A 25,888-nucleotide genomic window follows, 5' to 3' on the forward strand; every position below is an offset into this window, starting at 1 on the left:
TGCGAGCGGTGCCCTATCCTGGTGGTGCAGCCGCTCCGGGACGGAGGAAACGCCAATGACAGCGACGGACCCCGCGCTCACCGCGCTCGCCCAGGGGTGGTGCGCCCTTTCTGCGCTGCACGGAAGGATCGAGGCGCACATCGAGCGCGCCCTACAGGCCGGGCACGACCTGAGCGTGCGCGAGTACTCCCTGCTCGACGTGCTCAGCCGACAGCACGACGGCGAGGGCGGGCATCTCCAGATGAAGCAGGTCGCCGACGCGGTCGTGCTCAGCCAGAGCGCCACCACCCGCCTGGTGACCCGGCTGGAGGACCGCGGCCTGCTGGAGCGGTATCTGTGCCCCACCGACCGGCGCGGCATCTATACCAACGTCACTCCGGCGGGCCTGCGCCTGCTGGACGAGGCGCGGCCCACCAATGACGCCGCCCTGCGCGAGGCCCTGGACGAGGCCTCCAGGAACGCCGAACTGGCGCCGCTGGTCCGGGCGGTGGAGTCCCTGAACGTGCCCGCATAGGGTGCGGACATGGGAGATCTTGAAATACGGGACGCGACCGCCGACGACCTCCCGGCGATCGTCGCCATGCTCGCCGACGACCCGCTGGGCGCACAGCGCGAGTCACCCGACGATCTGACGCCGTACCGGGCCGCGCTGGAACGCCTCGACGCCGACCCGAACCAGCACCTCGTCGTGGCGGTGCGCGAAGGCCGTGTGATCGGGACCCTCCAGCTCACGATCATCCCCGGCCTCTCGCGCAAGGGAGCCACCCGCGCGCTCGTCGAGGCGGTCCGGATCCACGCCGACGAGCGCGGCAGCGGGCTGGGCAGCCTGCTGATCGAGTGGGCGGTCGACGCGTCCCGGCGGCTCGGCTGCCATTTGGTGCAGCTGACGTCCGACAAGTCACGCACCGACGCTCACCGCTTCTACGAGCGGCTGGGCTTCACCGCGTCCCACGAGGGCTTCAAGCTGCGCCTCTGACCGCCGTACCGGGCGGACGAGAGGGCCGGGAACCGAGCAAGGGGTGTGTTTCACGTGAAACACACCTCTTGGATGTCGTGCGGCTAGCCGATGCCCCGCCACCCCTCGGCGTCGACCCCGCCGGGAACCGGTGCCGCAGGATCGTACGGCTGCCGTGTGAACACGAACGAGCCGAGGTCGAGGTGGTTCACGGTTCCGTCGGAGCCCCGTACCGGCCGCAGCGGTTCGCCGGCGTAGTAGCCCTCCACACCCGTCCACGTGCCGTCGCCGTTCGGGCGGAAGCGGGCACGGCGGCCGCCACCGCTCAACGGTGCCAGCACGAGGAGGCCGTCGGCGGTCGCTCGCAGGGCGAAGGCATGCGTGCCCCAGTACCACTGCCCCGCCAGCTCCAGCACCGCCGGATCCACCTCCCGCAGGGGCCGCCAGGGCTCGGGGATCCGCGGCTCCGCCTCGGCGACGATCCGGACGAGGTCCGCGCCCACCGCACCCAGCAGCGGTCCGCTCGTGCAGTTGGCGAGGACCACCGCGGCCACGTCGTCCTCCACGCTGAGGGTGAGGTTCGCCAGGAATCCCGGCAGGGAACCGGAGTGCCCGACGAGGAGCCGGCCGTCGCGCCGCTGGATCTGCATCCCCAGGCCGTAGGTGGCCCCGTCCATCACGTCCGCGGACTCGGTGGGAGCCGCGGGGGTGCGCATCTCCTGTACCGACTCCGCACTCAGGACCCGGTCGTCTCCCCGGGCCAGGAAGGCGGCGAACCGCGCCAGGTCCCCCGTGGTCGACCAGAGCTGGCCGGCCGGCGCCATCCGGCCCAGGTCCTCCAGCGGCTCGGGCAGCAGGGCATCGGCCCACGGGTGCACCGCCCAGCCACCCGCGTGCGGGGCCCGCGGCTGAGCGCTCGTCCGGTGCAGTCCCAGTGGCTCCAGGACCTCGTCGCGCAGCACCTTCTCCCAGGAAGCGCCGCGCACCTCCTCCACCAGGGCGCCGAGCACCGTGTAACCGGGGTTGGAGTAGTGGAAGCGCCGGCCGACAGGATGCAGCAGGGGCTGGTCACCGAGCACATCGCTCAGCTCGGGCCGTAGCGCACCAGGGGTGCGCTCCCACCACGGACCGGGTGACTCGGCCGCCAACCCCGCGGTGTGCGCGAGCAGTTCCGCGATCGTGGCCTCCCCCACGCCGGTGCCGGGCAGATGCCTCTCCAGCGGATCACCGAGGTCGAGCGCACCCTCGTCGCGCAGCCGCATCACCAGCACGGCGGTGAAGATCTTGGTGAGGGAGCCGATCCGGTACTGCACGGTCCCGTCCGGGCCGTGCCCGTCCACGGAGGTCCGCGCACCGTGCCACACGGTCTGTCCGTTCCGTACGACGGCGGCAACGAGCGAGGGAGCCCGCCCCTCGGCCTGTGCGACGGCGATCCGGTGCAGCAAGGCACGCCGGGTGCCGGGGAGCAGTACTTCCTGAGATGACGTCATGGGCACAGTCCACCGGTTGCGGCGCCGGACGTCGAATGTGGACCTGCGCGGTGCGAGGGCATGGCCGGAAGGACGCGCGGACCGAAGAGGGGACTGTACCGGCGGGGCGGACAGTGCCATGGTCATCTCCCGGCGCGTTGAGCCAATGAGCGCCGGAGCCACCGGCCTTCACGGGATCGGTGACCGACGAAACCCACTCGCACCACTCCGATAACATGTTCTAACTTACGACGATCGCCCCATCACCTGCCCTTACCGGAAAACCATGCCGGCCAGCACGATGAGTGACCCATTCCACCAGCCCCTATCAAATCGGCCGAACCATTGATACTTATGGCATCGCGGGTATTTTCACGAATAAGGCGCGGAATCCAATCTTCCGCGTGGCGCCGTCCACGGCCCCTGCTGTGGGCCGCGGTGGGCGTGGTGGCCCTCGTGTTCCTCATCGCGCTGGAGATCGCCGCTCGTCGCTACGGCCTGCCGGGGCCGATCACCAACCAGGTGAAAGAAGTCGTGGTCGCCCCGAAATCGGGGCCCCTGCTGTACGCCAGCATGGCTTTGATGATGGTCGTACTCACCTGGCGGCAACGGTTGATCGCCGCTGGTGTCGCGATCGGCATCGACGTCGTCTTCCTGCTGGTGCGCTGGGCGGCCGACGCCAAGCTGGGCTTCGGCAACGGCGCGCTGTGGGTGGTCCTGGGCTACGCGGTCATCGCTGTCACGCGTCGCACCGGACGGGAACGCGTCCTGCTGCTGAAGGGCGTCGGGCTGGGCCTGATCCTGGTGGCCGGCCGCAAGACCGGTGACACCTGGCTGCTCATCACGTCGAAGACCCGGCCGACGGTGCTCGACCAGTACGTGGCGACCGCCGATCACGCGCTGGGCAACCCGTCCTGGGTGGCAGGCCGGATCGTCAGGGCCACCGGCCCGATCGGCGACCATGTCCTCGACTACGTCTACATCCAGCTCGCGGTGGCCGCGGTCGTAGTCGCGCTCTACCAGCTGCGCAACGTGGCGGCCGAGCGCCGGTTCCCGCGCCACCATCTGGTGCGCACCTTCCTGGTGATCGGCCTCCTGGGGCCCGGCATCTACATGCTCTTCCCCGTGGTCGGACCCATCTTCGCCTACGGCGCCGACGGCGGGCACTGGGCGGTGGCCGACCAGTGGCCGCACACACCGCCGGTCATGGCGACCCCGCACGACATGCCGTTCGACGGGATCACCCCGCGCAACTGCATGCCGAGCCTGCACACCGCGTGGGCCACCGCGATCTTCATACATTCCCGCAAGGCCCCGCGGCTTCTGCGCTTCGCCGGCACCTTCTGGCTGATCGCCACACTCGGCGCCACCCTGGGCTTCGGCTACCACTACGGCACGGACATCATCGCCGGCGTGGTGTTCACCCTCACGATCGAGGCGGCTCTGCGCTCGCTCGAACGCGGCTGGGACCGGTCGGGAATCCAGCTCGTCGCTTACGGCACGACGGTCTTCGCCGCTCTGCTGGTGTCCTACCGCTATCTGCCGGTGCACATGGCCGACCATCCGTCGGTGTTCGGGCCACTCCTCGTTCTGGCGATGGTCTCCGTGATCTACAGCTACGTACGGACCACCCGACCGTGGGAACCGAAAACCGCACCGGTCCCCCAACCGGAACCCCAGCCGGAACTGGTCTGAGACCCGGAGCGAATCCGAGGGCGTCCCTCACACCCGCCGCTGCCGGGCGGACACCCGCCTGGCAGCCGTAACCACTCAGGTCAGGTGCCGGCGCTGTGAGGCGTACGGTTCACACTCGCGCCGTTCACCCGCGCCGTTCTGCCGACGGTGAAGACCGGTCCGACCGGGCTCGACGATCATTACAGTCCGGTCTCATGACGACGGTAACCACGCGCACGGTCGAGTACCCGGCCGACGGCCTGACGATGATCGGACACCTCGCGCTCCCCGCCGGTGTCGGCCGCCGGCCCGCGGTGCTGCTCGGACCGGAGGGCCCGGGACTCAGCGACGTCGAACGCCGCCGGGCCGACGCGCTCGCCGAGCTGGGATACGTAGCGCTGGCCTTCGACCTCCACGGCGGGCGCTATCTGGGCGACCCCGAGGAGATGCTGGCCCGGTGCATGCCGCTGCTCGCCGACCCCGGCCGGATGCGGGGCATCGGCCACGCGGCGCTCGACGTGCTGCGAGCGGAACCGCGGACCGACCCCGACCGGATCGCCGCTATCGGCTACGGCACCGGGGGCGCCATCGGGCTGGAACTCGGGCGCGACGGCGTCGACCTGCGCGCGATCGGGACGGTCAACGCGCTGACCACGGGCCGACCGGGCGAGGCGGCGCGCATCCGCTGCCCGGTGTGGGCCGGGGTCGGTTCGGAGGACCCCATCATGCCGCCGGCACAACGGGACGCGTTCGCCGCCGAGATGCAGACCGCGGGCGTCGACTGGCGCCTCGTGGTCTACGGCGGAGCGTTGCACGCCTTCCACCACCCGCCGGTCGACCACACGGTGCGCCCCGGCGTCGGCTACCACCCGCGACACGCGCAGCGAGCCTGGCGCGACATCATCGGCCTGCTCGCCGAGTGCCTGCCCGTAACGGAGCGAGCCGGAGCCTCAGGACTGCCGTCGTGATGACGCGACAGCGGGAGAAAGGACACAGCGCCTGAGGCGCTGCATGAGCAGCGGCTGCAAGGGCCGGATCGCGCTGTCAGTCCGGTCCTTCGGCCGCGCGGCCCCTTGAGAGGCGGGCTTCGATGCCGTCGAGCAGGAAGTCGAGACCCATCCGGAAGGTATGGTCGGCGTCCAGGTGGGCGGCATCGCGGACCACCGTGGCCAGCGCGGGGAATCGGCCGGTGGCGAAGGTCCGCTCCAGATAGGGCCCGAGTGCGGCCTGCCAACGCTTCTCGTCCATCCCGGTGGCCCGCTCGGCTCGCCGCTCGGCGATCTCCCGACGCACCGCTCCGATCACGTACGCGTCGACCGCGGTGACCACCGGCATGACGGCGTCCACATCAACGCCGCCCAGCGCGGCCATCACGGCCTCCCCCCTGGCCAGTGCGTGCGGCCCGAGCTGCGGACGACCACCGAGCAGATCGGCGAGCCATTCGTGCTCGTGAGCGGCCTGCCGGGTGGTCTCGGCAAGAGACCGCAGCACCTCCCGCCAGCCGTCTCCGACCGGCCGGATCTCCGCGTGGACCGCGTCGACCATCAGATCGAGCAATTCCTCCTTGCTGGTGATGTAGCCGTACAGCCGCATCGGCCCGACGCCGAGCGCGGTGGCGACCTTGCGTATCGACACCGCCTCCAGGCCGTCCGCGTCGGCCAACCGGATCGCCGCTCGCACGATCCGCTCCCGGTTCAGCGGGGCCGGCACGGGTCGGTTCGGTGGCTCCGGCCTCTCCCACACCAACATGCCGCTAACCATACCTAGCACCGCCCGGTACGGTGTATTGAGCTAATACGACGTATCGAGAGAGGTGACCATGACCATCGCCATCGTCGGAGCCGGACTCGCGGGCCTGGTTCTCGCCCGTGTGCTCCACATGAACGGCATGGACGCCGTCGTGTACGAACGCGAACCGTCACGCGGCGCGCGTGGTCAGGGCGGCATGCTCGACCTGCACTCCGGCACCGGACAGCGGGCGCTGCGCGAGGCCGGCCTGATCGACCAGTTCCACGCCATCGCCCGCCCTGAAGGCCAGGACCTCCGGCTTCTCGTGCCGGACGGCACCCTGCTGCTCCAGGAGGACACGCCCGACGACTCCCCGGTCGAACGACCTGAGGTCGACCGCGCCGATCTGCGCAACCTGCTGCTGGACTCCCTCCCCGCACACGCGGTGCGCTGGGGGCACGCGGTCGAGTACGCCGACCACGGCTCACTGCACTTCGCCGACGGCAGCAGCGCGACGTATGACCTGCTGGTCGGCGCCGACGGCGCGGACTCCCGGGTCCGCACGCTTCTCACCGACGCTCGCCCGGCGCACACCGGCCAGAACGTCGTCGAGCTCGGCATTCCCGACATCGACCGCACTCATCCCGACCTCGCGGCGATGGTGGGACGAGGCAACTTCTGGGTGCTCGGCAACGGACAGTCCCTGTCGGCGCAGCGCAACGGCGACGGCCGCGTACGCATCTACCTCAGCTTCTGCACCGCCGCGGACTGGTTCGCCACCAGCGGGATCCCGTTCGACGACCCAGCCGCCGCCCGGGTGCGGCTGACCGACCTTTACGCCGGCTGGGACTCACGGTTCACCGCACTGATCGCCGCCTGCGACGACATGATCCTGCCCCGCTCGATCACCACTCTCCCGGTCGGCCTGACCTGGCCGTCGACACCGGGCGTCACACTGCTCGGCGATGCCGCGCACCTGATGCCGCCGGTGGGGCAGGGAGCCAACATGGCGCTGCTCGACGGCGCACTGCTCGGCCTCCGGCTGGCCGCGCGCCCGGACGACTTTCGCACCGCCGTCAGAGAATACGAACGCGAGATGTTCGCACGCACCAGCGCCGCCGGCCGGCAGTCCGCGCACGTTCAGGAGATCCTGATGTCGCCGGACGCCGGCCAGAGAATGCTCGCGTTCTTCCGACCTGGCTGATGCGGCCGAAGGTGACCAGGCACCCGGCCACCCCGCGTTTCAAGGACTCACCGCACGACGGTCACCGCCGCTGGGGCGCTCTCGGCGCGTGGCAGGGAGACGAAGCCGGGACACCCCCGGCTCGGGATGCGGGTCGGGAGCATCCGTGGTGGCCGTCGTCGGTACCCTGCGGCGACATGACCGGGTGCGGCAGGGCGTTCAGGTGCCCGTGTGTCCTCGGGATTCCCCTGTCGTGCCGGTCCATCCCTTGTCGAGGAGGGTGAAGACCCGGTCGAGGGCGGCCTCGGTGTCCTCCCGCCCCCGGACGAGGGTGACGGCGTCGAGAGCGAAGTGTGCCAGTGCCTGGCAGCCGGCGTCGTCGGCGGGCAGCCCGGTGTCGGCGGCGATCGCGGCGGCCAGGGCGTTCTCGTGGCGCAGCCACATGCGGCGGGCGTACTCACGCAGCACCGGCGTGGTGTCGATCAGGCGGAGGAATTCGGCGAAGCGGGGGTTGCTGTGGACACGCCGGGAGCTCTCCTCGCGCAGCAACTGACGCAGCGCCTGCGGGATCGAACGACCGAACGGGCGGTCGCGGACGGCGGCGACCAGCGCGGCCTCACGGTCGGTGTCCTGGTCGAAGACCAGCGCTTCCTTCCCGTCGGGGAAGTGCTTGAACAGCGTGGTCACCGAGACATCGGCGGCCTCGGCGATCTCCCGCACGCCGACCGCGTCGTAGCCGCGCTCCAGGAACAGCTTCAGCGCCGCGTCCGCCAGGGCTTGGCGGGTGGCGGCCTTCTTGCGCTCACGGCGCCCCATCTCGGTCACACTCCGACCCTAACAGAAAGTTGAGCCGGTACTTAAGTGTAACGGTTGCATGTTTGTACCCGGTGCATCTACGGTCCGTGGGGTCAGGACAGCGCGACCGACAGGAGCGGACCATGACGACCACACCCCGAATCGCCATCATCGGCGGCGGGCCCGCCGGGCTGATGTGTGCCCGGATCCTGCAAGGACACGGCATCGCGCCGACGGTGTACGACGCCGATGCCGCCGCAGACTCCCGTGACGCGGGAGGAACGCTCGACCTGCACGCCGACTCCGGCCAGATCGCGTTGGAGGATGCCGGGCTGATGGACGCCTTCCTGGCGTCGGCCCGCGTCGAGGGCCAAGCCAAGAGCCGCCGGGATCACCACGGCACGGTCCTGGCGGAGTTCACCCCCGCCGCGGGCGACCGGGCAGCGCCCGAGATCGACCGCGGGCACCTACGGACCATGCTGCACGAGCACCTGTGGCCCGGCACGGTCCGCTGGGGACACAAGCTCGTCGAGGCGACACCGCTCGGCAAGGGCGTGCACCGCCTGGAATTCGCCAACGGTGCCAGTGCGGAAGCGGACCTGGTGATCGGCGCCGATGGCACCTGGTCCAAGGTTCGCCCCCTGCTCACCGACGCGGTGCCGGAGTACCTGGGGGTCTGTTTCCTCGACGTACGGTTCGACGCCGTGGACACCCGGCACCCCGCGATCGCCGCGCTCGTCGGTGCCGGGCACATGTTCGCCAACGACTGCGACGGCCGCGCGGTGATCGTTCAGCGCAACAGCAACGGCGTGGTCCGCGGCTATGTGTCGTTCCGTGCCGAGCTGGACTGGCACGTCAAGGCCGGGGTGAGCCTCGCCGACCGCGAGTCCGTCCGGTCCTGTCTGCTGCGGGAGTTCAGCGGCTGGTCCTCGGCCATGCGGTCGCTGATCACCGACAACGACGGTGACTACGTGTCGCGTTCCTTCTGGGCACTACCCGCGCCGCTGACCTGGGACCGCGTCCCCGGGGCCACCCTGATCGGCGACGCCGCCCACGTCATGGCTCCCTTCGGTGGCCACGGCGCGAACCTCGCCCTGCTCGACGGCGCCGAACTCGCGCACGCCATCAAGGAAGAGGCGGGCCTCGACGAGGCTGTCTCACGCTATGAAGCGGCGATGTTCGCCCGGTCCGGCGAACTCGCCATGGGTTCGAACAACGCGCTCGAGCGGTTCTTCGCCACCACGTCCCCGAACGCGCCGCACCTGCCCCCGGACCATGCGCGGGAGCACCGGGACTACCAGGCCAGGGCAGCGGAATACCGCCGTCGGCAAGCCGAGTGAGAGTGCACGCCGCTGCCCTGCGGCGACGACCTTGTGCCGGGTTGCCGGAGGCGGGTGACATTCGCATGCCGGGCAACGACTGTGCGCATGCGGAGGATCTCGCCGCGATCCTCACCCCGCCCTCGACGGACACCCAGGCAGTACGCCTACTTCGGTGCCTGGAAGCCGCCGATCTTTCGTTCGAGCAGTTCGGCCAGCCGCAGCGGGGTGCGGTCCTCGAACATCGGGCCGATGAGCTGCACTCCCACCGGCAGACCCTCGGGGGATCGGCCCGCGGGTATGGCGGTGGCGGGTAGCCCGGGCATGGTGGGTAGACCGGCCCAGACGAGCTGATCCAAGTACGGGTACTCGACGCCGTCGATGTCGATCCGGCGTTCCCTCGGATCGGGGTTGTGGTCGTGCGGGAACGCGGGAGTGGGCGTGATGGGACACACCACGGCGTCGAATTCGGCGAAGAGCTGCCGCCAGACGTGGCGGTGGAGCTCGCGACGGTTGTCCGCCTCCATCCAGTCGCGGTGGCTGAACACCATGGCGCGCAGCCGCGCCGCATCAAGAGTCCGGTCGTCCGCGCTCAGTCCGGCGGCGCGTGTCCGCAGCTGCTCATACCCCTCGACGGGAAAACGTGCGACGGAGCTCGAAAACAACAACTGCGTGTAGAGCAGCGCGGCTTCGGCCAGATCGGGCAGCAGCGGACTGTGCCGCTCGACGCGGGCGCCGCCGTCGGCAAGCGCGTCGGCCACCCTGTTCACGCCCGCCCGTACAGCGGACCCGGTCGGAATGAACGGATGCTCCTCGAGGACCAGGACCCGGAAATCGCAGAGCCGCTCGTGGCGCGCGGGCGGCAGCGCCAAGTCGTACGCCACACCGAGCGTCAGCGGGTCCGGCCCGGCCATGACATCGAGCAGGAGCGTGAGGTCGCGGGCAGTGCGTGCCATCGGACCGACGACGGCGAGGTCCAGGTCGACCGGCAGTGCCGGCGCGGACGGCGGGACCATACCGCGGTTCGCCGCCAGCCCGAGCGTCGGCTTGTGCGCGTAGACACCGCAGAAATGCGCGGGGGTACGCAACGAACCGGCGAGGTCGGAGCCGATGGACAGCACGCCGAATCCGGACGCCAGTGCCGCCGCCGATCCACCGGAGGATCCGCCCGACGTACGACCGTGATCCCACGGGTTGTTGGTGGTGCCGTAGATCGGGTTGAAGGTCTGCACATCTTGCAGCCCCAAGGGCACATTGGTCTTACCGAGCACCACCGCGCCGGCGGCCTTGAGCCGCGACACCTGCACCGCGTCCTCGGCCGGCAGGTAGTCCCGGTGCGGCGGCATGCCCCAGTTCGTGGGCAGCCCGGCGATGTCGTAGGACTCCTTGACCGTCACCGGAATGCCGAGCAGCGGCCCGTCCTCACCGCGGGCGCGTGCCTGGTCGGCACCGCGCGCGGCGGCCCGGGCACGGTCGAAGTCCGGCACACAGATCGCGTTGATCTCCTTGTCGTCCCGTTCGATACGGGCGATCGCCTCGTCGGTCAGTTCCGCCGAGGTCACTTCACCGGCACGTAAGGCGGCCGCAAGTTCTTCGGCCGTCGCAAAATTCCACTCCATGAATCGGACCGTATCGGCCTCTGGAAGAAGCCACGAAATGTCGCTTCGCACAACGGGTTGGATGTCCCCATACTCATGAAGTCCTTGCCAGCCGAGGGCAATTCGCCCGACCGCTGGCGACGGCGACGCGCGGAGGCTTCGCCTCCGCCGTCATGGCCGCCTCGCCCCGATGCCCGCCCACATCGCGGCGGAGGCCGGGTACCGGTTGCTGTCGTCCAGAAAGTCGATCAGGCCGAACAGTGAGTCTGATCGGCTCTTCACCTGTGCAGCCGATGTGCAGCCGGGCCTGAGATGGTGCAGCGGGTCTTGAGACCCCGCGAGAACTCCGATCAGGTCTGAGCCATGTCCACGAAACGGGAGTAGTGGCCCTGGAAGGCGACCGTGATCGTGGCGGTGGGGCCGTTACGGTGCTTGGCGACGATCAGGTCGGCCTCGCCCGCGCGCGGGGACTCCTTCTCGTACGCGTCCTCGCGGTGCAGCAGGATGACCATGTCGGCGTCCTGCTCGATGGACCCGGACTCACGCAGGTCGGAGACCATCGGCTTCTTGTCGGTGCGCTGCTCGGGGCCACGGTTGAGCTGGGAGAGGGCGATGACCGGGACCTCCAGCTCCTTCGCGAGCAGCTTGAGGTTACGGGACATGTCCGAGACCTCCTGCTGGCGGCTCTCGGCGCGCTTGGAGCCGCCGGACTGCATCAGCTGGAGGTAGTCGATGACGACCAGCTTCAGGTCGTTGCGCTGCTTCAGGCGCCGGCACTTGGCGCGGATCTCCATCATCGACAGGTTCGGGGAGTCGTCGATGTACAGGGGTGCGGCCGAGACGTCCGGCATGCGGCGGGCGAGCCGGGTCCAGTCCTCGTCGGTCATCGTGCCGGAGCGCATGTGGTGCAGGGCGACCCGGGCCTCGGCGGACAGCAGTCGCATCGCGATCTCGTTGCGGCCCATTTCGAGCGAGAAGATGACGCTCGGGAGGTTGTTCTTGATCGAGGCGGCCCGCGCGAAGTCCAGTGCGAGCGTCGACTTACCCATGGCGGGACGGGCCGCGATGACGATCATCTGCCCCGGGTGGAGGCCGTTCGTCAGGGAGTCGAAGTCGGTGAACCCGGTGGGTACGCCCGTCATCTCACCGCTGCGTGAGCCGATCGCCTCGATCTCGTCGAGAGCGCCCTCCATGATGTCGCCGAGCGGCAGATAGTCCTCGCTCGTGCGCTGCTCGGTGACCGCGTAGATCTCTGCCTGGGCGCTGTTGACGATCTCGTCCACGTCGCCGTCGGCCGCGTATCCCATCTGTGTGATGCGCGTGCCGGCCTCGACCAGGCGGCGCAGGACGGCCCGCTCGTGGACGATCTCCGCGTAATACTCGGCGTTGGCCGCCGTCGGCACGGTCTGGACGAGGGTGTGCAGATACGCGGCCCCGCCGACCTTGTTGATCTCGCCGCGCTTGGTGAGTTCGGCGGCGATGGTGATCGGGTCGGCCGGCTCACCCTTGGCGTAGATGTCCAGGATGGCCTGGTAGATCGTCTCGTGCGCGGGCTTGTAGAAGTCGTGGCCCTTGAGGACCTCCACGACGTCGGCGATGGCGTCCTTCGACAGCAGCATGCCGCCCAGCACCGACTGCTCGGCGTCCAGATCCTGGGGAGGCACCCGCTCGAAGGACGAGCCCGCACCCTCCCAGGCACCGTTGTCCCGGCCCCGGTCGTGCTGTTCGTCACGGCCCCGGCCGCCGTCACCACGCCGCCGGGAGGCCGGCAGACGATCACTGGGCCCACTGTCGGCCCACGGATCGTCCAAGGGCTCGGAAATGCTCACCGAGCCACCTCCTCCCGTCCGCACGGCGGACCTCGCCGTGACGTCTTTTGTACGGCACGGCACTGACAAACAAGAGGCCCAACTCCGCTTGTGACGCGTCTGATTTGTGACGTTTCCCGGGCCGGAACAGAGATGCTTCCGGGGCCGCGAGAAGGAGCGGGCGCCGGACCACGGTAGGCCCGTCGGCACCGTCAGCCAATCTGGTTATCCACAGGCCATGTGGACGACCGCCCGGATGCTGTGGAGAACTCGCCGAAACCTGTGCACGACCCGGTGGACAGCCCTGTGAACAAGCCCTCGATACCCTGGAGAGAAACCCGTTGACCAGCGCTTTTGCCGTCCACCGGCTGTGCAGAAGAAAAACTTTCCCCATCGGACCAAGATCGCTTCGAACGGTTCCCGAAAGGACACGCCATGAGATGGCAAGTAAGGATCAATAGCTAGTTGCATCACTTACCTGTGGACGATTAGATTGGCGCGCATGACACAGGCTCCAGCGACCTCCCGCGCCACCCGGCGACGGCACGACCGGGACATCGTCGCACTGGCCGTCCCGGCCTTCGGCGCCCTCGTCGCCGAGCCCCTGTTCGTGCTGGCGGACAGCGCCATCGTCGGCCATCTCGGGACCGCTCAGCTCGCCGGTCTCGGCGTCGCCTCGGCGCTCCTCACCACCGCCGTGAGCATCTTCGTCTTCCTCGCCTACGCCACCACGGCCGCCGTCGCCCGCCGCGTGGGAGCCGGTGATCTCCAGGCAGCCATCCGGCAGGGCATGGACGGGATCTGGCTGGCGCTGCTGCTCGGTGCCGCGGTCATCGCCGTCGTCCTGTCCCTCGCCCCGGAGATCGTGGACCTCTTCGGCGCCTCCGCCACAGCGGCCCCCTATGCCACGACGTATCTGCGCATCTCCGCACTGGGCATCCCCGCCATGCTCGCGGTCCTGGCCGCCACCGGTGTCCTGCGCGGCCTGCACGACACCCGGACTCCCCTCTACGTCGCGGTCGGCGGCTTCGTCGCCAACGCCGGACTGAACCTGGTACTGGTCTACGGCGCCGGACTCGGCATCGCCGGCTCCGCCTGGGGCACGGTCATCGCACAGTGCGGGATGGCGGCCGTCTACCTGGCCGTCGTCGTCCGCGGGGCCCGACGGCACGGCGCTTCCCTCCGCCCGGACGCCGCCGGCATCCGGGCCTCAGCCCGGGCGGGTGTCCCCCTCCTCGTCCGCACCTTGTCCCTGCGGGCGATCATCATGATCGCGACGGCGGTCGCGGCACGGCTCGGCGACGCCGACATCGCCGCCCATCAGATCACCCTGTCGCTGTGGAACCTGCTGGCCTTCGCGCTCGACGCGATCGCCATCGCGGGGCAGGCCATCATCGGCCGGTACCTCGGCGCCGAGGACGCCGAGGGCGCACGCGAGGCATGCCGCCGCATGATCCAGTGGGGAATCGCGACCGGTGTCGTACTCGGCCTGCTCGTGGTGGCCGCCCGGCCGCTGTTTCTGCCGTTGTTCACGAATGATCCCGTGGTCCAGGATGTCGCCCTGCCGGCACTGCTGCTGGTGGCGCTCTCCCAACCCGTCTGCGGGATCGTCTTCGTCCTGGACGGGGTTCTGATGGGCGCGGGCGACGGCCCGTACCTGGCCTGGGCCATGGTCGTCACCCTGGCGGTGTTCGCCCCGGTGGCCCTGCTGGTGCCCGCTCTCGGTGGCGGGCTCACCGCGATCTGGGCGGCGATGGCGCTGATGATGACGGTGCGCATGCTGACCCTGTGGCTCCGTGCACGCTCGGGCCGCTGGATCGTGACGGGCGCGGCCCGCTGACCGTTTCACGTGAAACACGACGCGGCCCCGCTCCCGGCCATGGGGAAGGGGCCGCACCCTTACGGGTACGGCCCCTTTCACCTGCTCAGGTGAGCACAGTGATCACGCAGCGATCAGGCCGCGACGACCTCGATGTTGACCTTGGCGGCAACCTCGGGGTGCAGACGCACGGACGTCTCGTGGGCGCCCAGGGTCTTGATCGGAGAGGTCAGCTCGACGCGGCGCTTGTCGACCTCGGGGCCACCGGAAGCCTTGATCGCGGAGGCGATGTCGGCCGGGGTGACGGAACCGAAGAGACGACCGGAGTCGCCGGAGCGGACGGCCAGAGTGACCTTGACGCCCTCGAGCTGGCCCTTGATCTGGTTGGCCTGCTCGATGGTCTGGATCTCGTGGATCTTGCGAGCGCGACGGATCTGCTCGACGTCCTTCTCGCCACCCTTGGTCCAGCGGATAGCGAACTTCCGCGGGATCAGGTAGTTGCGAGCGTAACCGTCCTTGACGTCGACGACGTCGCCCGCGGCACCGAGGCCGGAGACCTCGTGGGTGAGGATGATCTTCATGAGTGGGTCACCCTTCCCTTATCGCGCGGTGGACGTGTAGGGCAGCAGCGCCATCTCACGGCTGTTCTTGACGGCCGTGGCGACGTCACGCTGGTGCTGCGTGCAGTTGCCGGTCACGCGGCGGGCACGGATCTTGCCGCGGTCGGAAATGAACTTCCGCAGCATGTTCGTGTCCTTGTAGTCCACGTACGTGACCTTGTCCTTGCAGAATGCGCAGACCTTCTTCTTCGGCTTGCGCACAGGCGGCTTCGCCATTGGTGTTTCTCCTGTGTGATCAAGAAGTTGGGATACGACCCACCCTCAGCCCGAGGGCTTAGAAGGGGGGCTCGTCCGAGTAGCCGCCGCCGTTGCCGCCGGAGCTTCCGCCCCAGCCGCCGCCACCCTGGCTGCCACCGGCGGGAGTGCCGGTCGCCCACGGGTCGTCGGCCGGAGCGCCGGCGCCGGCACCCTGCTGGGCGCCACCGGAGCCACCGCCCCAGCCGCCGCCCTGCTGGCCGCCGCCACCGCCGCTGTAGGCACCCTGGCCACCGCGGCCGCCACCACCGGCGGTCTTGGTGACCTTGGCCGTGGCATTGCGCAGGCTGGGGCCGACTTCCTCGACGTCCAGCTCGTAGACCGTGCGCTTGACGCCCTCACGGTCCTCATAGGACCGCTGCTTCAGCCGGCCCTGCACGATGACGCGCATGCCTCGCTGGAGCGACTCGGCGACGTTCTCCGCCGCCTGACGCCAGACCGAGCAGGTCAGGAAGAGGCTTTCGCCGTCCTTCCACTCGTTCGTCTGGCGGTCGAAGGTGCGGGGAGTGGACGCGACGCGGAACTTCGCGACCGCCGCACCGGACGGGGTGAAGCGCAGCTCGGGGTCGTCGACAAGATTGCCGATGACCGTGATGACGGTCTCGCCTGCCATGGGGGAACCTCTCGGCGGGTTTGCTGCTGGCTGCTTGGTGCTGCTACTCGAGTCCCGGGATCAGCTGAGCGGAAGCTCAGTGCATCTCGGGGCGGAGGACCTTGGTCCGGAGGATCGACTCGTTCAGGTTCATCTGGCGGTCGAGCTCCTTGACGACCGCAGGCTCGGCCTGAAGGTCGATGACCGAGTAGATGCCCTCGGGCTTCTTCTTGATCTCGTAGGCGAGACGACGACGGCCCCAGGTGTCGACCTTCTCAACCTTGCCGCCGCCATCACGGACGACGGACAGGAAGTTCTCGATCAGCGGGGAGACAGCACGCTCCTCGAGATCGGGGTCGAGGATGACCATCACCTCGTAGTGACGCATGTGGAACCCACCTCCTTCGGACTCAGCGGCCACGGTCGTTCCGTGGCAGGAGGGTTGTGATGCGTACGCAACGGTATCGGCCACCACTGACAATCGAGGGCCCCGAGGGGACACCCGGTGGGCGTGGGCAGACACCGTGCAGACGGTACAGACTACCCGCACACCCGCTTCCGGTTGAAATCCTGGCGCCGAGGCCGTCAATCTGTACGCATCGGGTGTCGACGGCGCTACGATGCGCCGCTTCCGCAGGAGGTGCCCTATGGCACAGGCATTGCAGCCCAACACAGCCGGATCCCTGTTCGCGACGGACGGCAAGTCCCATCCGCTCCAGGACGCCCTCATGGCGGTGACGCTGGTCCTGGGGCTGCTGTCCTTCATCACGTCGTTCTTCCACGGCCTCCACCTGCTGACGTCCTGGGCCGGCCTGGCCGGGCTCCTGGTCGGCTTGTACGGACAGTGGATCTCCGTGACCACTCGCGAGCGCTTCGGTCTGATCCTGGGCCTCGGTGCCTCGGGAATCGGTTTCCTGCTCGGCATGGCACACGGCGGACTGTTCGGCGGGCTCATCTAGCTGACCCGTCCGGGCTAAGGCCCGTACGCCCAGTCGGGGCGCTCGCGGGGCGCAGTAGGCTTCGGCGCGAGAGCCGGAGCCCCTGTACCCATGGGGACACACCAGCCCGAGGAGCGCCCCGACATGAGCCTGACCCTGAGGACCATCAGCCGTGAGCAACATCTGGCTTATATCCAGAGCCTGCCTGCGGCGAGCCACATGCAGGTCCCGGCATGGGCCGATGTGAAGGCCGAGTGGCGCTCGGAGAGCCTCGGCTGGTTCGACAAGAGCGGCCAGCTGGTCGGCGTCGGCCTGGTCCTCTACCGCCAGCTGCCCAAGATCAAGCGCTATCTGGCGTACCTGCCCGAGGGCCCGGTGATCAACTGGTACGCGCCGAACCTGGACGACTGGATCCAGCCGATGCTGGCGCACCTGAAGCAGCAGGGCGCCTTCTCCGTGAAGATGGGCCCGCCGGTGATCATCCGGCGCTGGAACGCGGACACCATCAAGAGGGGCATCCAGGACCCGGACATCAAGCGGCTGCGCGACCTGGAGGCCGACTTCATCGAGCCGCGCGCCTTCGAGGTGTCCGACAAACTGCGCCGCATGGGCTGGCAGCAGGGCGAGGACGGCGGTGCCGGCTTCGGTGACGTGCAGCCCCGCTACGTCTACCAGGTGCCGCTGGCCAACCGTTCCCTGGAAGAGGTCCACAAGAACTTCAACCAGCTGTGGCGCCGCAACATCAAGAAGGCCGAGAAGGCCGGCGTGGAGGTCGTCCAGGGCGGCTACCAGGACTTGGCCGAGTGGCAGCGGCTGTACGAGATCACGGCCGTCCGCGACCACTTCCGGCCCCGCCCGCTGTCGTACTTCCAGCGCATGTGGACGGCCCTCAACACCGAGGACCCCAACCGCATGCGGCTGTACTTCGCCCGGCACAACGGGGTGAACCTGTCCGCGGCGACCATGCTGATCGTCGGGGGGCACGTCTGGTACTCCTACGGCGCCTCCGACAACATCGGCCGCGAGGTCCGGCCGTCGAACGCGATGCAGTGGCGGATGCTGTGCGACGCCTACGCGCTCGGCGCCACCGTCTACGACCTGCGTGGTATCTCCGACTCGCTGGACGAGACCGACCACCTCTTCGGCCTCATCCAGTTCAAGGTCGGCACCGGCGGCCAGGCCGCCGAGTACCTCGGCGAGTGGGACTTCCCGCTGAACAAGCTGCTCCACAAGGCGCTCGACATCTACATGTCGCGCCGCTGAGCCGCGCGGGCGTTTGATTCCATAGCCTTCACAAGTTCTCACCTCACCGATCCACCGCAGTCACGAGAAAGGTCCCGGGACCGGCCATGGCGCTCACGCTCTACGTCGACACCGCGCGCTGGCGTGCGCACCACAAGCACGTGCAGGAGCAGTTCCCGGGGCTGGTCCCGGTCTGCAAGGGCAACGGCTACGGCTTCGGGCACGAACGGCTGTCGGAGGAGGCCACACGGCTCGGTGCCGATCTGCTCGCCGTCGGCACCACGTACGAGGCCGCGCGCATCAAGGACTTCTTCGGCGGTGACCTGCTGGTGCTGACGCCCTACCGGCGTGGCGAGGAGCCGGTGCCGCTGCCCGACCGGGTGGTGCGCTCGGTGTCGTCGATCGACGGTGTCTACGGCCTCGTCGGCGCCCGTGTCGTCATCGAGGTGATGTCCTCGATGAAGCGGCACGGCGTCAGCGAGCAGGAGCTGCCGCAGCTGCACCAGGCCATAGAGAACGTCCGGCTGGAGGGCTTCGCCATCCACCTGCCGCTGGACCGCACCGACGGGTCGGACGCCGTCGAGGAGGTCATCGGCTGGATGGACCGGCTGCGCGCGGCCCGGCTGCCGCTGCACACGATGTTCGTCAGCCATCTCAAGGCGGACGAGCTGGCCCGGCTCCAGCACCAGTTCCCGCAGACCCGGTTCCGCGCCCGCATCGGCACGCGGCTGTGGCTGGGGGACCACGACGCCACCGAGTACCACGGTGCCGTCCTGGACGTCACACGCGTGGCGAAGGGCGACCGGTTCGGTTACCGGCAGCAGAAGGCGGCCTCCGACGGCTTCCTGGTGGTCGTGGCGGGCGGTACGTCGCACGGGGTGGGCCTGGAGGCCCCGAAGGCCCTGCACGGCGTCATGCCGCGGGCCAAGGGCGTCGCACGGGCCGGGCTCGCCACGGTCAACCGGAACCTCTCGCCGTTCGTCTGGGGCGGCAAGCAGCGTTGGTTCGCCGAGCCGCCGCACATGCAGGTGTCCATCCTGTTCGTCCCCGCGGACGCCCCCGAGCCGAAGGTCGGTGACGAGCTGGTGGCGCATCTGCGGCACACCACCACCCAGTTCGACCGGATCGTGGACCGCTGAGCCCGTCCGGACAGCGCGAAGGCCGTACCCCGGGATTCCGGCGTACGGCCTTCTGCATGATCTGACAGGTGAAGGGGAGGGCTGTTCGCTCAGAGCGAACTGTCGTTGCCGGCCGGTGTTCCGGGCCTGCCCCAGTCCACCTGCGGCCCCTGGAAGCGGGCCGCGTGCGGCGACGGACGGGCCGCCGCGCCGAACACGAAGGCGTCCTCCGCGCCGTCGAGCACCCCGCCCGAGGGATCGTCGTCTCCGGCCCTGCGCACGACGTCCCGCTCCGGCATGAGGATGTCCCGTACGACGACGGCACACAGGTACAGCGTGCCCAGCAGATGGACGACGATCGTCCAGTGGTAGCCCTGCGTCGGCAGGCCCTTGTGGGCCTCACCGCTGGTCGTGTAGGCGAGGTACAGCCAGATGCCCAGGAAGTACGCCACCTCGCACGCCTGCCAGACCAGGAAGTCGCGCCACTTGGGCCGGGCGAGGACCGCCAGCGGCACCAGCCACAGGACGTACTGCGGGGAGTAGACCTTGTTGGTGAGGACGAAGGCCGCCACCATCAGGAACGCCAGCTGAGCGAAGCGCGGGCGGCGCGGAGCCGTGAACGCCAGCGCGGCGATGCCGAGGAAGCACAGCACCACCAGCACCATGGCGGCGCTGTTGACGAAGCCGGTGGTGGGCGGGTGGCTGGAGTTCTGCGACCAGATCAGCCAGAAGGAGCCGAAGTCGACCCCGCGCTCCTCGCTGAAGGTGTAGAACTTCGCCCAGCCTTCGCGGATGTGGAAGCCCGACGCGTCGTGCGTGAGCATCACGGGCAGGTCCACCACGAGCCAGGCGACCACCGCGCCGGCCACGGCCTGACCGAGCTGCCGCCATCTGCCGGCCCGCCAGCAGAGCACCAGCAGCGGACCGAGCAGCAGGACGGGATACAGCTTGGCGGCCGTGGCGAGGCCCAGCAGGACGCCGAAGGCGAGGGCCCGGCCCCGCGACCACATCAGCATCGCGGCGGCCGTCAGAGCCACCGCCAGCAGGTCCCAGTTGATGGTCGCGGTCAGGGCGAAGGCGGGCGCCAGGGCGACCAGCAGGCCGTCCCAGGGGCGCCGGCGATGGGTGCGGGCCACGCAGACGGCGACGACCGCGGCGCACACCATCAGCATCCCGGCATTGACGAACCAGTACCACTGCTCCTGGTGCTGGATGCTGCCGCTGTGCGGGGTCAGCCAGGAGGCCACCTCCATGAACAGGCCGGTCAGTACCGGGTATTCGAGGTAGCCCATGTCGCCCGGCAGCTTGTCGAAGTACGGCACGAGATGGTCGGCGAACCCACGGCCCTGGTAGAGGTGCGGGATGTCCGAGTAGCAGGCGTGCGTGTACTGGCTGCTGGCGCCGAAGAACCAGGCACTGTGGTAGCAGGGCGCCTTCTGGACGAGACCGAGGGCGAACATGCCGATCGCCACGAGCACCACGATCCGTACGGGCGTCCACCAGGAGATCCCGGACAGGGCGCGCTGCCCCAGCGGGCCGCCGATCAGCTCACTGCCGGCGGCGGCGACCTCGTCCTCCCTGGTCGGCTGCACCGGTAGTGCCGTGGCGGCCCGCACGGGCTCGGGCTCGCGCATGCTCGCGGGCGTCATCTCTGCACTGGGCATGAGGCACATCCTGCCGTACCTGCCCCGGAACACGCCGAGGGCCGCCGCACCTCGTGGGTGCGGCGGCCCGTGTTTCACGTGAAACACCCTCCGTTGGCGATATGAGCACCAACGGGGCAGATCGCCTCGCTAACCGGTCGGGCCTCCGAAGAAGCCTCCGTTGCCGTTGCCGTTGCCCCGGGTGTTCCCGTTCCCGACTGTGTCCGTGGGCGTCGGGGTGGTGCCTCCGTCGGTGCCCCCGCCCGTGTCCGTGCCACCGGTGCCGGTGGTGTTCCCGTCGCAGGTGTTGCCCCACCCGAAGGTGCAGGACGCGCTGGCCGAGGGAGACGGCGTGGGCGTCGTCTCGCTGGGCGTCGGACTCGGTGTGGCGCTCGGCGTCGGAGTCGGAGTCGGGGTGAACGTGGCGCTCGGGGTCGGGGAGGGGGCGCCCACCTCGTCCTGGACCGAGCCGATCTCGGTGGCGGACGGGAAACCGGGATCGTTTTTGCCCTTGAGCGCGGTCCTCATGTACTCGGTCCACACCGATGTCGGGATGTCGCCACCGTGGATGGAGTCCACGCCCGCCGTGCCGTTCATGGACAGCAGCTTGTGGTCCTTGGGGTTCTCGCGGAACATCGCCACCGAGGTCGACAGCTGCTGGGTGTAGCCGACGAACCAGGCCGACTTGTTCTCGTCGGTGGTACCGGTCTTGCCGGCCGCCGTCCGGCCGAGAGCCTTGGCGTTCGTGCCCGTGCCGTTCTGGATCACGTTCTCCAGGACGTCGGTGACGTTGTTCGCGATGTTCGGGTCCAGTACCTGCTGGGGGGCGGGCCTGGGCTTGACGAAGCTGGGCGCGTCCGCGCCGTTGACCTTGACCGCGGTCACGGAGTACGGGTCCGCCTGCTTGCCGGACGCGGCGAACGTCGCGTAGGCGTCGGCCATGCGGATCGCGCTGGGCGTCGACGTACCGATGGCGAAGGACGGGTTGAGGTCCTGCGACATGCTGTCACCGAGGATGCCGGCGGACTTGGCGACGTCCCGGACGTGCGTCATCCCCACGTCGACGCCGAGCTGCACGAACGGTGTGTTGACGGACTGCTCCATCGCCTTGCGCAGGGTGATGTACCCCCACGGATGGTCGCTCTCGTTGTTCTGGAAGAAGTACGAGTTGTCCTTGTTGAGGTAGAACGACCCGTCCGGCTTGTGGACCTTCAAGTGGTCGTTGCCGTTGTACTTGCTCAGCGGAGAGAGACCCTCGCCCTTGGAGTCGTACGTGCCGTACTTCATGGCCGCGGCGAGCACGAACGGCTTCCAGGTCGAACCCACCGGGACGCCGGAGGTGTCCGCGTTGTTCGTGAAATGCCCGTTCTCGTAGCCGTCACCACCGTAGAGAGCGACGATGGCGCCGTCCCTGGGCACCACCGAGGCCGCGCCGAACTGGACGTACTTGTCGAGGTCGCGGTGCTTCGGGTCGAGCCGGTCCTTCTGCACGTTCTTGACGGCCTTGGACAGGGCGTTGACCTTGCCCTTCTGGAACGTCGTGTAGATCTGGTAGCCGCCCCGGTCGAACTGGGCCTCCGTGATGTCGGAGTGGGCGAGGACGTACTTCTTCGCCGTGTCGGCCAGGTAGCTGATCTGCCCGGTCATGCCCTTGGTCGCCTTGCGCCCGTCCGGCATCGGGTACTTCTTGATCGCCTTCTTGTACTCGGCGTCGCTGAGGCGCTTGTCCTTGTGCATCTCGCCGAGGATCCAGGCCCAGCGGGCCTGGGACCGCTTCTTGTTGGCCGGGGCGCTCGCCGACTTGTCGAGATCCTGGGCGCCCGCCGGGTCGTAGTACGTCGGGCCCTTGAGCAGAGCCGCGAGGACGGCGCACTCGCTCGGCTGGAGATCGACCGCGTCCTTGCCGTAGTAGGTCTGCGCCGCGGCCTGGATGCCGTACGCGCCCCGGCCGAAGTACGAGGTGTTCAGGTAGCCCCGCAGGATGTCGTTCTTCTTCAGCTTCGTGCCCACCTTGATGGAGATGAACATCTCCTTGAACTTGCGGGTGAGCGTCTGGTCCTGGCTGAGGTACGTGTTCTTCACGTACTGCTGGGTGATGGTCGAGCCGCCCTGCGTCTGACCGCCCCGCGCCATGTTGGCCACGGCACGCGCGATGCCCATGGGGTCGATACCCGAGTCCTGGTAGAAGGACTTGTTCTCGGCGGAGATCACGGCGTAGCGCATCGCCACGGGGATCTGCTCGATGTTGACGTTCTGCCGGTTGACGCCGGTGCCCGTGGCGACCATCTGGCTCTTGTCGGCCCAGTAGTAGACGTTGTTCTGGGACTTGGCCGCGTCGTTCTCGTTGGGGATCGAGACCATCGCGTACCCGATGCCCACCATCGCGACCAGACCGCCGAGGAAGCCGATGAACAGGCCGCTGACCAGCTTCCAGGACGGCACCCAGCGCCCCCAGCCGTGCCTGCCGGCCCGGGGATAGTCGATCAGCCGCTTCTTGCCGGGTGCCGTTGTCGCCCGGCCCCTGCCGCGTCCGGGGCCGCCCGGACCACCCGGACCACCACGCCGGCCGTCCGGGGCCACGGCGTCGGCCGGTCTGCGGCGGCCGCCTTTCTGCGCCGCCCGGCGGGCCTCGGCACGGCTGCCGTAGGCATCGCCTCCCGAGTCCTGGGAATCCGGACCGTAGGAACTGGACGCATAGGAGTCGGCAGGGGACCCGGTGGCGCCTCGCGGTGCCGCACGGCGGCCGGGGGACGAACCGGACTGGCCGCGTCGGGCCGCGGCACGTCCGCCTCCCTGCGGCTGCGGCGGTTTGCGACGGTGCTCGCTCATCGAACGATTTACTCCTCGGGCAGGCGCACCCGTGCGCGCCTGGAACGGCGGCTGGTTTCCGGTCCCCCCGAAGTACGGATGTGGTCGGTTCCGCATTCACCCGTACTGCACCGAGGACGACGACGCGTCCCGGGCGCCACGTGGTTCCCGGTGGCGTGCATGCCGCACAGACTACGCACCGCCAAAACCTGCCGAGCCCCGAAGTTCACCCCAAAACAGGCAACTTGCCTCCAACGAATCGGTGATGTGATCCCGTTCACCGTCATCCCCCTTGTCGCTCACAGTCGGCCGTTCTATCGTGCTGATGTATCGAGTCGATACATCAGCACGGTATAAAGACACGGACAGGCACTGCGAGACCTGCGGGATCGGCCTGCGGGACCGGGAGGAGGCGACGATGAGCCGGCGTTCCGGCATCCTCGAGTTCGCCGTACTCGGCCTGCTCCGCGAATCCCCGATGCACGGCTACGAGCTGCGCAAACGCCTGAACACCTCACTGGGTGTGTTCCGTGCGTTCAGCTACGGGACGCTGTACCCCTGCCTGAAGACGCTGGTCACCATCGGCTGGCTGATCGAGGAGCCGGGAAGCACCCACGAGGACGCGCTCGCCGCCCCTCTCGCCGGCCGCCGCGCCAAGATCGTTTACCGGCTGACGGCGGAAGGCAAGGAGCACTTCGAGGAACTCCTCTCGCAGACCGGCCCCGACGCGTACGAGGACGAGCACTTCGCCGCACGGTTCGCCTTCTTCGGGCAGACCTCGCGCGACGTGCGCATGCGCGTGCTGGAGGGCCGGCGCAGCCGCCTTGAGGAGCGCCTGGAGAAGATGCGCGCCTCCCTGGCGCGCACCCGGGAGCGCCTGGACGACTACACGCTTGAGCTACAGCGCCACGGCATGGAGTCCGTGGAGCGCGAAGTGCGCTGGCTGAACGAGCTCATCGAGAGCGAGCGGGCCGGGCGGGACCTGAAGGGTTCCGCATCCGGGGGGCCCGCTCAGCAGGACACCACCACAGGATCGACGGGCGGCCTGCCCCGCCCCGGGGACACCTCCGGGACGGATACGCCCGACGACACCGCCACGTGAGCGCCCAGTCAGGGCCTCACTCGTACACACAGGGAGCAACCGGAATGGGTTCGGTTCGCGTAGCCATCGTCGGCGTGGGCAACTGCGCGGCGTCGCTGGTGCAGGGAGTCGAGTACTACAAGGACGCCGACCCGGCGTCCAGGGTCCCCGGCCTGATGCACGTGCAGTTCGGTGACTACCACGTGCGCGACGTCGAGTTCGTCGCCGCGTTCGACGTCGACGCCAAGAAGGTCGGCCTGGACCTCGCGGACGCGATCGGCGCCTCCGAGAACAACACCATCAAGATCTGCGACGTTCCCAGCACCGGTGTGACGGTCCAGCGCGGCCACACCCTCGACGGTCTCGGCAAGTACTACCGCGAGACCATCGAGGAGTCGGACGCCGAGCCGGTCGACATCGTCCAGATCCTGAAGGACAAGCAGGTCGACGTCCTGGTCTGCTACCTCCCCGTGGGCTCCGAGGCCGCCGCGAAGTTCTACGCGCAGGCCGCCATCGACGCCAAGGTCGCGTTCGTCAACGCCCTCCCGGTGTTCATCGCCGGCACCAAGGAGTGGGCTGACAAGTTCACCGAGGCCGGTGTGCCGATCGTCGGTGACGACATCAAGTCCCAGGTCGGCGCCACCATCACGCACCGCGTCATGGCGAAGCTGTTCGAGGACCGCGGTGTCGTCCTCGACCGCACGATGCAGCTGAACGTCGGCGGCAACATGGACTTCAAGAACATGCTCGAGCGTGAGCGCCTGGAGTCCAAGAAGATCTCCAAGACGCAGGCCGTCACCTCCCAGATCCCCGACCGGGACCTCGGCGAGAAGAACGTCCACATCGGCCCGTCGGACTACGTGGCCTGGCTGGACGACCGCAAGTGGGCCTACGTCCGTCTCGAGGGCCGCGCCTTCGGTGACGTCCCGCTGAACCTGGAGTACAAGCTCGAGGTCTGGGACTCCCCGAACTCCGCGGGTGTCATCATCGACGCCCTGCGCGCCGCGAAGATCGCCAAGGACCGCGGCATCGGCGGCCCGATCCTGTCGGCGTCCTCGTACTTCATGAAGTCCCCGCCGGTCCAGTACTTCGACGACGAGGCCCGCGAGAACGTCGAGAAGTTCATCCGCGGTGACGTCGAGCGCTAGCCACAGCTGATCGCCGGCTCGGCACAGCGGCGCATCGCACAACGCTCCTGCCAGGGCGGTGAAGGTCCCCGGGTCCCCTGACCCGGGGACCTTCC

The 25,888-nt window shown here is 68.9% G+C and carries 23 protein-coding genes; 12 read left to right on the forward strand and 11 right to left on the reverse strand.

Annotated elements, in window-relative coordinates:
• The first annotated feature begins 55 nt into the window (after positions 1-55).
• Positions 56-514, forward strand: a complete 459-nt coding sequence (locus AB0F03_RS12335; RefSeq protein ID WP_121787915.1) for a MarR family transcriptional regulator — start codon at positions 56-58, stop codon at positions 512-514.
• A gap of 9 nt (positions 515-523) precedes the next feature.
• Positions 524-976: a GNAT family N-acetyltransferase gene (locus AB0F03_RS12340; protein WP_361989528.1), complete on the forward strand. Its 453-nt coding sequence runs from the start codon at positions 524-526 to the stop codon at positions 974-976.
• A gap of 83 nt (positions 977-1,059) precedes the next feature.
• Here AB0F03_RS12340 and AB0F03_RS12345 read toward each other — a convergent pair whose 3' ends face one another.
• The gene (locus AB0F03_RS12345; protein WP_361989531.1) at positions 1,060-2,445 is read right to left on the reverse strand and encodes a serine hydrolase domain-containing protein; all 1,386 of its coding nucleotides are present in this window, start codon (positions 2,443-2,445) and stop codon (positions 1,060-1,062) included.
• A 333-nt stretch (positions 2,446-2,778) separates the two neighbouring features.
• On the opposite strand from AB0F03_RS12345, the gene AB0F03_RS12350 reads away from it, so the two are divergent.
• Together AB0F03_RS12350 and AB0F03_RS12355 are read left to right on the forward strand one after the other, a co-directional pair.
• Positions 2,779-4,119: a phosphatase PAP2 family protein gene (locus AB0F03_RS12350; RefSeq protein ID WP_361989534.1), complete on the forward strand. Its 1,341-nt coding sequence runs from the start codon at positions 2,779-2,781 to the stop codon at positions 4,117-4,119.
• Positions 4,120-4,313: 194 nt separating this feature from the next.
• Entirely contained in the window at positions 4,314-5,066 is a 753-nt protein-coding gene (locus tag AB0F03_RS12355) for a dienelactone hydrolase family protein (protein ID WP_361989536.1), read from the forward strand.
• A gap of 76 nt (positions 5,067-5,142) precedes the next feature.
• Here AB0F03_RS12355 and AB0F03_RS12360 read toward each other — a convergent pair whose 3' ends face one another.
• On the reverse strand, positions 5,143-5,847 hold the full coding sequence (locus AB0F03_RS12360; RefSeq protein ID WP_361989539.1) for a TetR/AcrR family transcriptional regulator: 705 nt from the start codon (positions 5,845-5,847) through the stop codon (positions 5,143-5,145).
• Positions 5,848-5,917: 70 nt separating this feature from the next.
• Here AB0F03_RS12360 and AB0F03_RS12365 point away from each other — a divergent pair, with 70 nt between their 5' ends.
• Positions 5,918-7,030, forward strand: a complete 1,113-nt coding sequence (locus tag AB0F03_RS12365) for an NAD(P)/FAD-dependent oxidoreductase (protein WP_361989541.1) — start codon at positions 5,918-5,920, stop codon at positions 7,028-7,030.
• Between the two features lie 198 nt (positions 7,031-7,228).
• Here the strand turns inward: AB0F03_RS12365 and AB0F03_RS12370 are convergent, their stop codons facing one another.
• Entirely contained in the window at positions 7,229-7,825 is a 597-nt protein-coding gene (locus AB0F03_RS12370) for a helix-turn-helix domain-containing protein (protein ID WP_361989994.1), read from the reverse strand.
• Positions 7,826-7,947: 122 nt separating this feature from the next.
• On the opposite strand from AB0F03_RS12370, the gene AB0F03_RS12375 reads away from it, so the two are divergent.
• A complete protein-coding gene (locus AB0F03_RS12375; protein ID WP_361989544.1) occupies positions 7,948-9,144 on the forward strand; it encodes an NAD(P)/FAD-dependent oxidoreductase in 1,197 nt (398 codons plus the stop codon).
• A gap of 146 nt (positions 9,145-9,290) precedes the next feature.
• On the opposite strand, the gene AB0F03_RS12380 is transcribed toward AB0F03_RS12375, so the two are convergent.
• Both AB0F03_RS12380 and dnaB read right to left on the reverse strand, forming a co-directional pair.
• Positions 9,291-10,742, reverse strand: coding sequence for an amidase (locus tag AB0F03_RS12380; protein ID WP_361989547.1), 1,452 nt, complete (start codon positions 10,740-10,742; stop codon positions 9,291-9,293).
• Positions 10,743-11,071: 329 nt separating this feature from the next.
• Positions 11,072-12,550, reverse strand: coding sequence for a replicative DNA helicase (dnaB, locus tag AB0F03_RS12385; RefSeq protein WP_361989550.1), 1,479 nt, complete (start codon positions 12,548-12,550; stop codon positions 11,072-11,074).
• Positions 12,551-13,031: 481 nt separating this feature from the next.
• Between dnaB and AB0F03_RS12390 the strand changes: the two genes are divergently transcribed.
• Positions 13,032-14,369 carry an MATE family efflux transporter gene (locus AB0F03_RS12390; protein WP_361989553.1) on the forward strand — a complete coding sequence of 446 codons (1,338 nt, stop codon included), beginning with the start codon at positions 13,032-13,034 and terminating at the stop codon, positions 14,367-14,369.
• A 113-nt stretch (positions 14,370-14,482) separates the two neighbouring features.
• Here AB0F03_RS12390 and rplI read toward each other — a convergent pair whose 3' ends face one another.
• The 4 genes from rplI to rpsF all read right to left on the reverse strand — a co-directional run bounded on the left by rplI (position 14,483) and on the right by rpsF (position 16,203).
• Positions 14,483-14,929 carry a 50S ribosomal protein L9 gene (gene rplI, locus AB0F03_RS12395; protein WP_361989556.1) on the reverse strand — a complete coding sequence of 149 codons (447 nt, stop codon included), beginning with the start codon at positions 14,927-14,929 and terminating at the stop codon, positions 14,483-14,485.
• Positions 14,930-14,947: 18 nt separating this feature from the next.
• Positions 14,948-15,184 carry a 30S ribosomal protein S18 gene (gene rpsR, locus AB0F03_RS12400; protein ID WP_003949403.1) on the reverse strand — a complete coding sequence of 79 codons (237 nt, stop codon included), beginning with the start codon at positions 15,182-15,184 and terminating at the stop codon, positions 14,948-14,950.
• Between the two features lie 58 nt (positions 15,185-15,242).
• Positions 15,243-15,836 carry a single-stranded DNA-binding protein gene (locus AB0F03_RS12405; protein WP_361989559.1) on the reverse strand — a complete coding sequence of 198 codons (594 nt, stop codon included), beginning with the start codon at positions 15,834-15,836 and terminating at the stop codon, positions 15,243-15,245.
• Positions 15,837-15,912: 76 nt separating this feature from the next.
• A complete protein-coding gene (rpsF, locus tag AB0F03_RS12410) occupies positions 15,913-16,203 on the reverse strand; it encodes a 30S ribosomal protein S6 (protein ID WP_121787906.1) in 291 nt (96 codons plus the stop codon).
• Between the two features lie 259 nt (positions 16,204-16,462).
• Between rpsF and AB0F03_RS12415 the strand changes: the two genes are divergently transcribed.
• The 3 genes from AB0F03_RS12415 (at position 16,463) to AB0F03_RS12425 (ending at position 19,134) form a co-directional block, all read left to right on the forward strand.
• Positions 16,463-16,774, forward strand: a complete 312-nt coding sequence (locus AB0F03_RS12415) for a hypothetical protein (RefSeq protein WP_361989562.1) — start codon at positions 16,463-16,465, stop codon at positions 16,772-16,774.
• A gap of 123 nt (positions 16,775-16,897) precedes the next feature.
• Complete coding sequence (locus AB0F03_RS12420) at positions 16,898-18,016, forward strand: peptidoglycan bridge formation glycyltransferase FemA/FemB family protein (protein ID WP_361989565.1); 1,119 nt, start codon at positions 16,898-16,900, stop codon at positions 18,014-18,016.
• Between the two features lie 86 nt (positions 18,017-18,102).
• Complete coding sequence (locus tag AB0F03_RS12425) at positions 18,103-19,134, forward strand: alanine racemase (RefSeq protein ID WP_361989568.1); 1,032 nt, start codon at positions 18,103-18,105, stop codon at positions 19,132-19,134.
• 89 nt (positions 19,135-19,223) lie between these two features.
• Here AB0F03_RS12425 and AB0F03_RS12430 read toward each other — a convergent pair whose 3' ends face one another.
• Together AB0F03_RS12430 and AB0F03_RS12435 are read right to left on the reverse strand one after the other, a co-directional pair.
• Entirely contained in the window at positions 19,224-20,777 is a 1,554-nt protein-coding gene (locus tag AB0F03_RS12430; RefSeq protein WP_361989570.1) for a glycosyltransferase 87 family protein, read from the reverse strand.
• A 129-nt stretch (positions 20,778-20,906) separates the two neighbouring features.
• Positions 20,907-23,198 (reverse strand): transglycosylase domain-containing protein, encoded by a 2,292-nt coding sequence (locus AB0F03_RS12435; RefSeq protein ID WP_361989573.1) that lies wholly within the window; start codon positions 23,196-23,198, stop codon positions 20,907-20,909.
• Positions 23,199-23,982: 784 nt separating this feature from the next.
• Here AB0F03_RS12435 and AB0F03_RS12440 point away from each other — a divergent pair.
• Positions 23,983-24,666 carry a helix-turn-helix transcriptional regulator gene (locus AB0F03_RS12440; protein WP_361989576.1) on the forward strand — a complete coding sequence of 228 codons (684 nt, stop codon included), beginning with the start codon at positions 23,983-23,985 and terminating at the stop codon, positions 24,664-24,666.
• A 44-nt stretch (positions 24,667-24,710) separates the two neighbouring features.
• Complete coding sequence (locus tag AB0F03_RS12445; RefSeq protein ID WP_361989579.1) at positions 24,711-25,793, forward strand: inositol-3-phosphate synthase; 1,083 nt, start codon at positions 24,711-24,713, stop codon at positions 25,791-25,793.
• Positions 25,794-25,888: the final 95 nt, after the last annotated feature.

Origin of the sequence: Streptomyces sp. NPDC028722, from assembly GCF_040637655.1 — a bacterium.
In the GTDB taxonomy this organism is placed as follows: domain Bacteria; phylum Actinomycetota; class Actinomycetes; order Streptomycetales; family Streptomycetaceae; genus Streptomyces.

What these genes read in the sequence shown, in the direction of transcription:
- AB0F03_RS12335 (WP_121787915.1), top strand. Translation starts at nt 56, where the DNA reads ATGACAGCGACGGACCCCGCGCTCACCGCGCTCGCCCAGGGGTGGTGC.
- AB0F03_RS12340 (WP_361989528.1), top strand. Translation starts at nt 524, where the DNA reads ATGGGAGATCTTGAAATACGGGACGCGACCGCCGACGACCTCCCGGCG.
- AB0F03_RS12345 (WP_361989531.1), bottom strand. Translation starts at nt 2,445, where the DNA reads ATGACGTCATCTCAGGAAGTACTGCTCCCCGGCACCCGGCGTGCCTTG.
- AB0F03_RS12350 (WP_361989534.1), top strand. Translation starts at nt 2,779, where the DNA reads ATGGCATCGCGGGTATTTTCACGAATAAGGCGCGGAATCCAATCTTCC.
- AB0F03_RS12355 (WP_361989536.1), top strand. Translation starts at nt 4,314, where the DNA reads ATGACGACGGTAACCACGCGCACGGTCGAGTACCCGGCCGACGGCCTG.
- AB0F03_RS12360 (WP_361989539.1), bottom strand. Translation starts at nt 5,847, where the DNA reads ATGTTGGTGTGGGAGAGGCCGGAGCCACCGAACCGACCCGTGCCGGCC.
- AB0F03_RS12365 (WP_361989541.1), top strand. Translation starts at nt 5,918, where the DNA reads ATGACCATCGCCATCGTCGGAGCCGGACTCGCGGGCCTGGTTCTCGCC.
- AB0F03_RS12370 (WP_361989994.1), bottom strand. Translation starts at nt 7,825, where the DNA reads ATGGGGCGCCGTGAGCGCAAGAAGGCCGCCACCCGCCAAGCCCTGGCG.
- AB0F03_RS12375 (WP_361989544.1), top strand. Translation starts at nt 7,948, where the DNA reads ATGACGACCACACCCCGAATCGCCATCATCGGCGGCGGGCCCGCCGGG.
- AB0F03_RS12380 (WP_361989547.1), bottom strand. Translation starts at nt 10,742, where the DNA reads ATGGAGTGGAATTTTGCGACGGCCGAAGAACTTGCGGCCGCCTTACGT.
- AB0F03_RS12390 (WP_361989553.1), top strand. Translation starts at nt 13,032, where the DNA reads ATGACACAGGCTCCAGCGACCTCCCGCGCCACCCGGCGACGGCACGAC.
- rplI (WP_361989556.1), bottom strand. Translation starts at nt 14,929, where the DNA reads ATGAAGATCATCCTCACCCACGAGGTCTCCGGCCTCGGTGCCGCGGGC.
- rpsR (WP_003949403.1), bottom strand. Translation starts at nt 15,184, where the DNA reads ATGGCGAAGCCGCCTGTGCGCAAGCCGAAGAAGAAGGTCTGCGCATTC.
- AB0F03_RS12405 (WP_361989559.1), bottom strand. Translation starts at nt 15,836, where the DNA reads ATGGCAGGCGAGACCGTCATCACGGTCATCGGCAATCTTGTCGACGAC.
- rpsF (WP_121787906.1), bottom strand. Translation starts at nt 16,203, where the DNA reads ATGCGTCACTACGAGGTGATGGTCATCCTCGACCCCGATCTCGAGGAG.
- AB0F03_RS12415 (WP_361989562.1), top strand. Translation starts at nt 16,463, where the DNA reads ATGGCACAGGCATTGCAGCCCAACACAGCCGGATCCCTGTTCGCGACG.
- AB0F03_RS12420 (WP_361989565.1), top strand. Translation starts at nt 16,898, where the DNA reads ATGAGCCTGACCCTGAGGACCATCAGCCGTGAGCAACATCTGGCTTAT.
- AB0F03_RS12425 (WP_361989568.1), top strand. Translation starts at nt 18,103, where the DNA reads ATGGCGCTCACGCTCTACGTCGACACCGCGCGCTGGCGTGCGCACCAC.
- AB0F03_RS12430 (WP_361989570.1), bottom strand. Translation starts at nt 20,777, where the DNA reads ATGCCCAGTGCAGAGATGACGCCCGCGAGCATGCGCGAGCCCGAGCCC.
- AB0F03_RS12440 (WP_361989576.1), top strand. Translation starts at nt 23,983, where the DNA reads ATGAGCCGGCGTTCCGGCATCCTCGAGTTCGCCGTACTCGGCCTGCTC.
- AB0F03_RS12445 (WP_361989579.1), top strand. Translation starts at nt 24,711, where the DNA reads ATGGGTTCGGTTCGCGTAGCCATCGTCGGCGTGGGCAACTGCGCGGCG.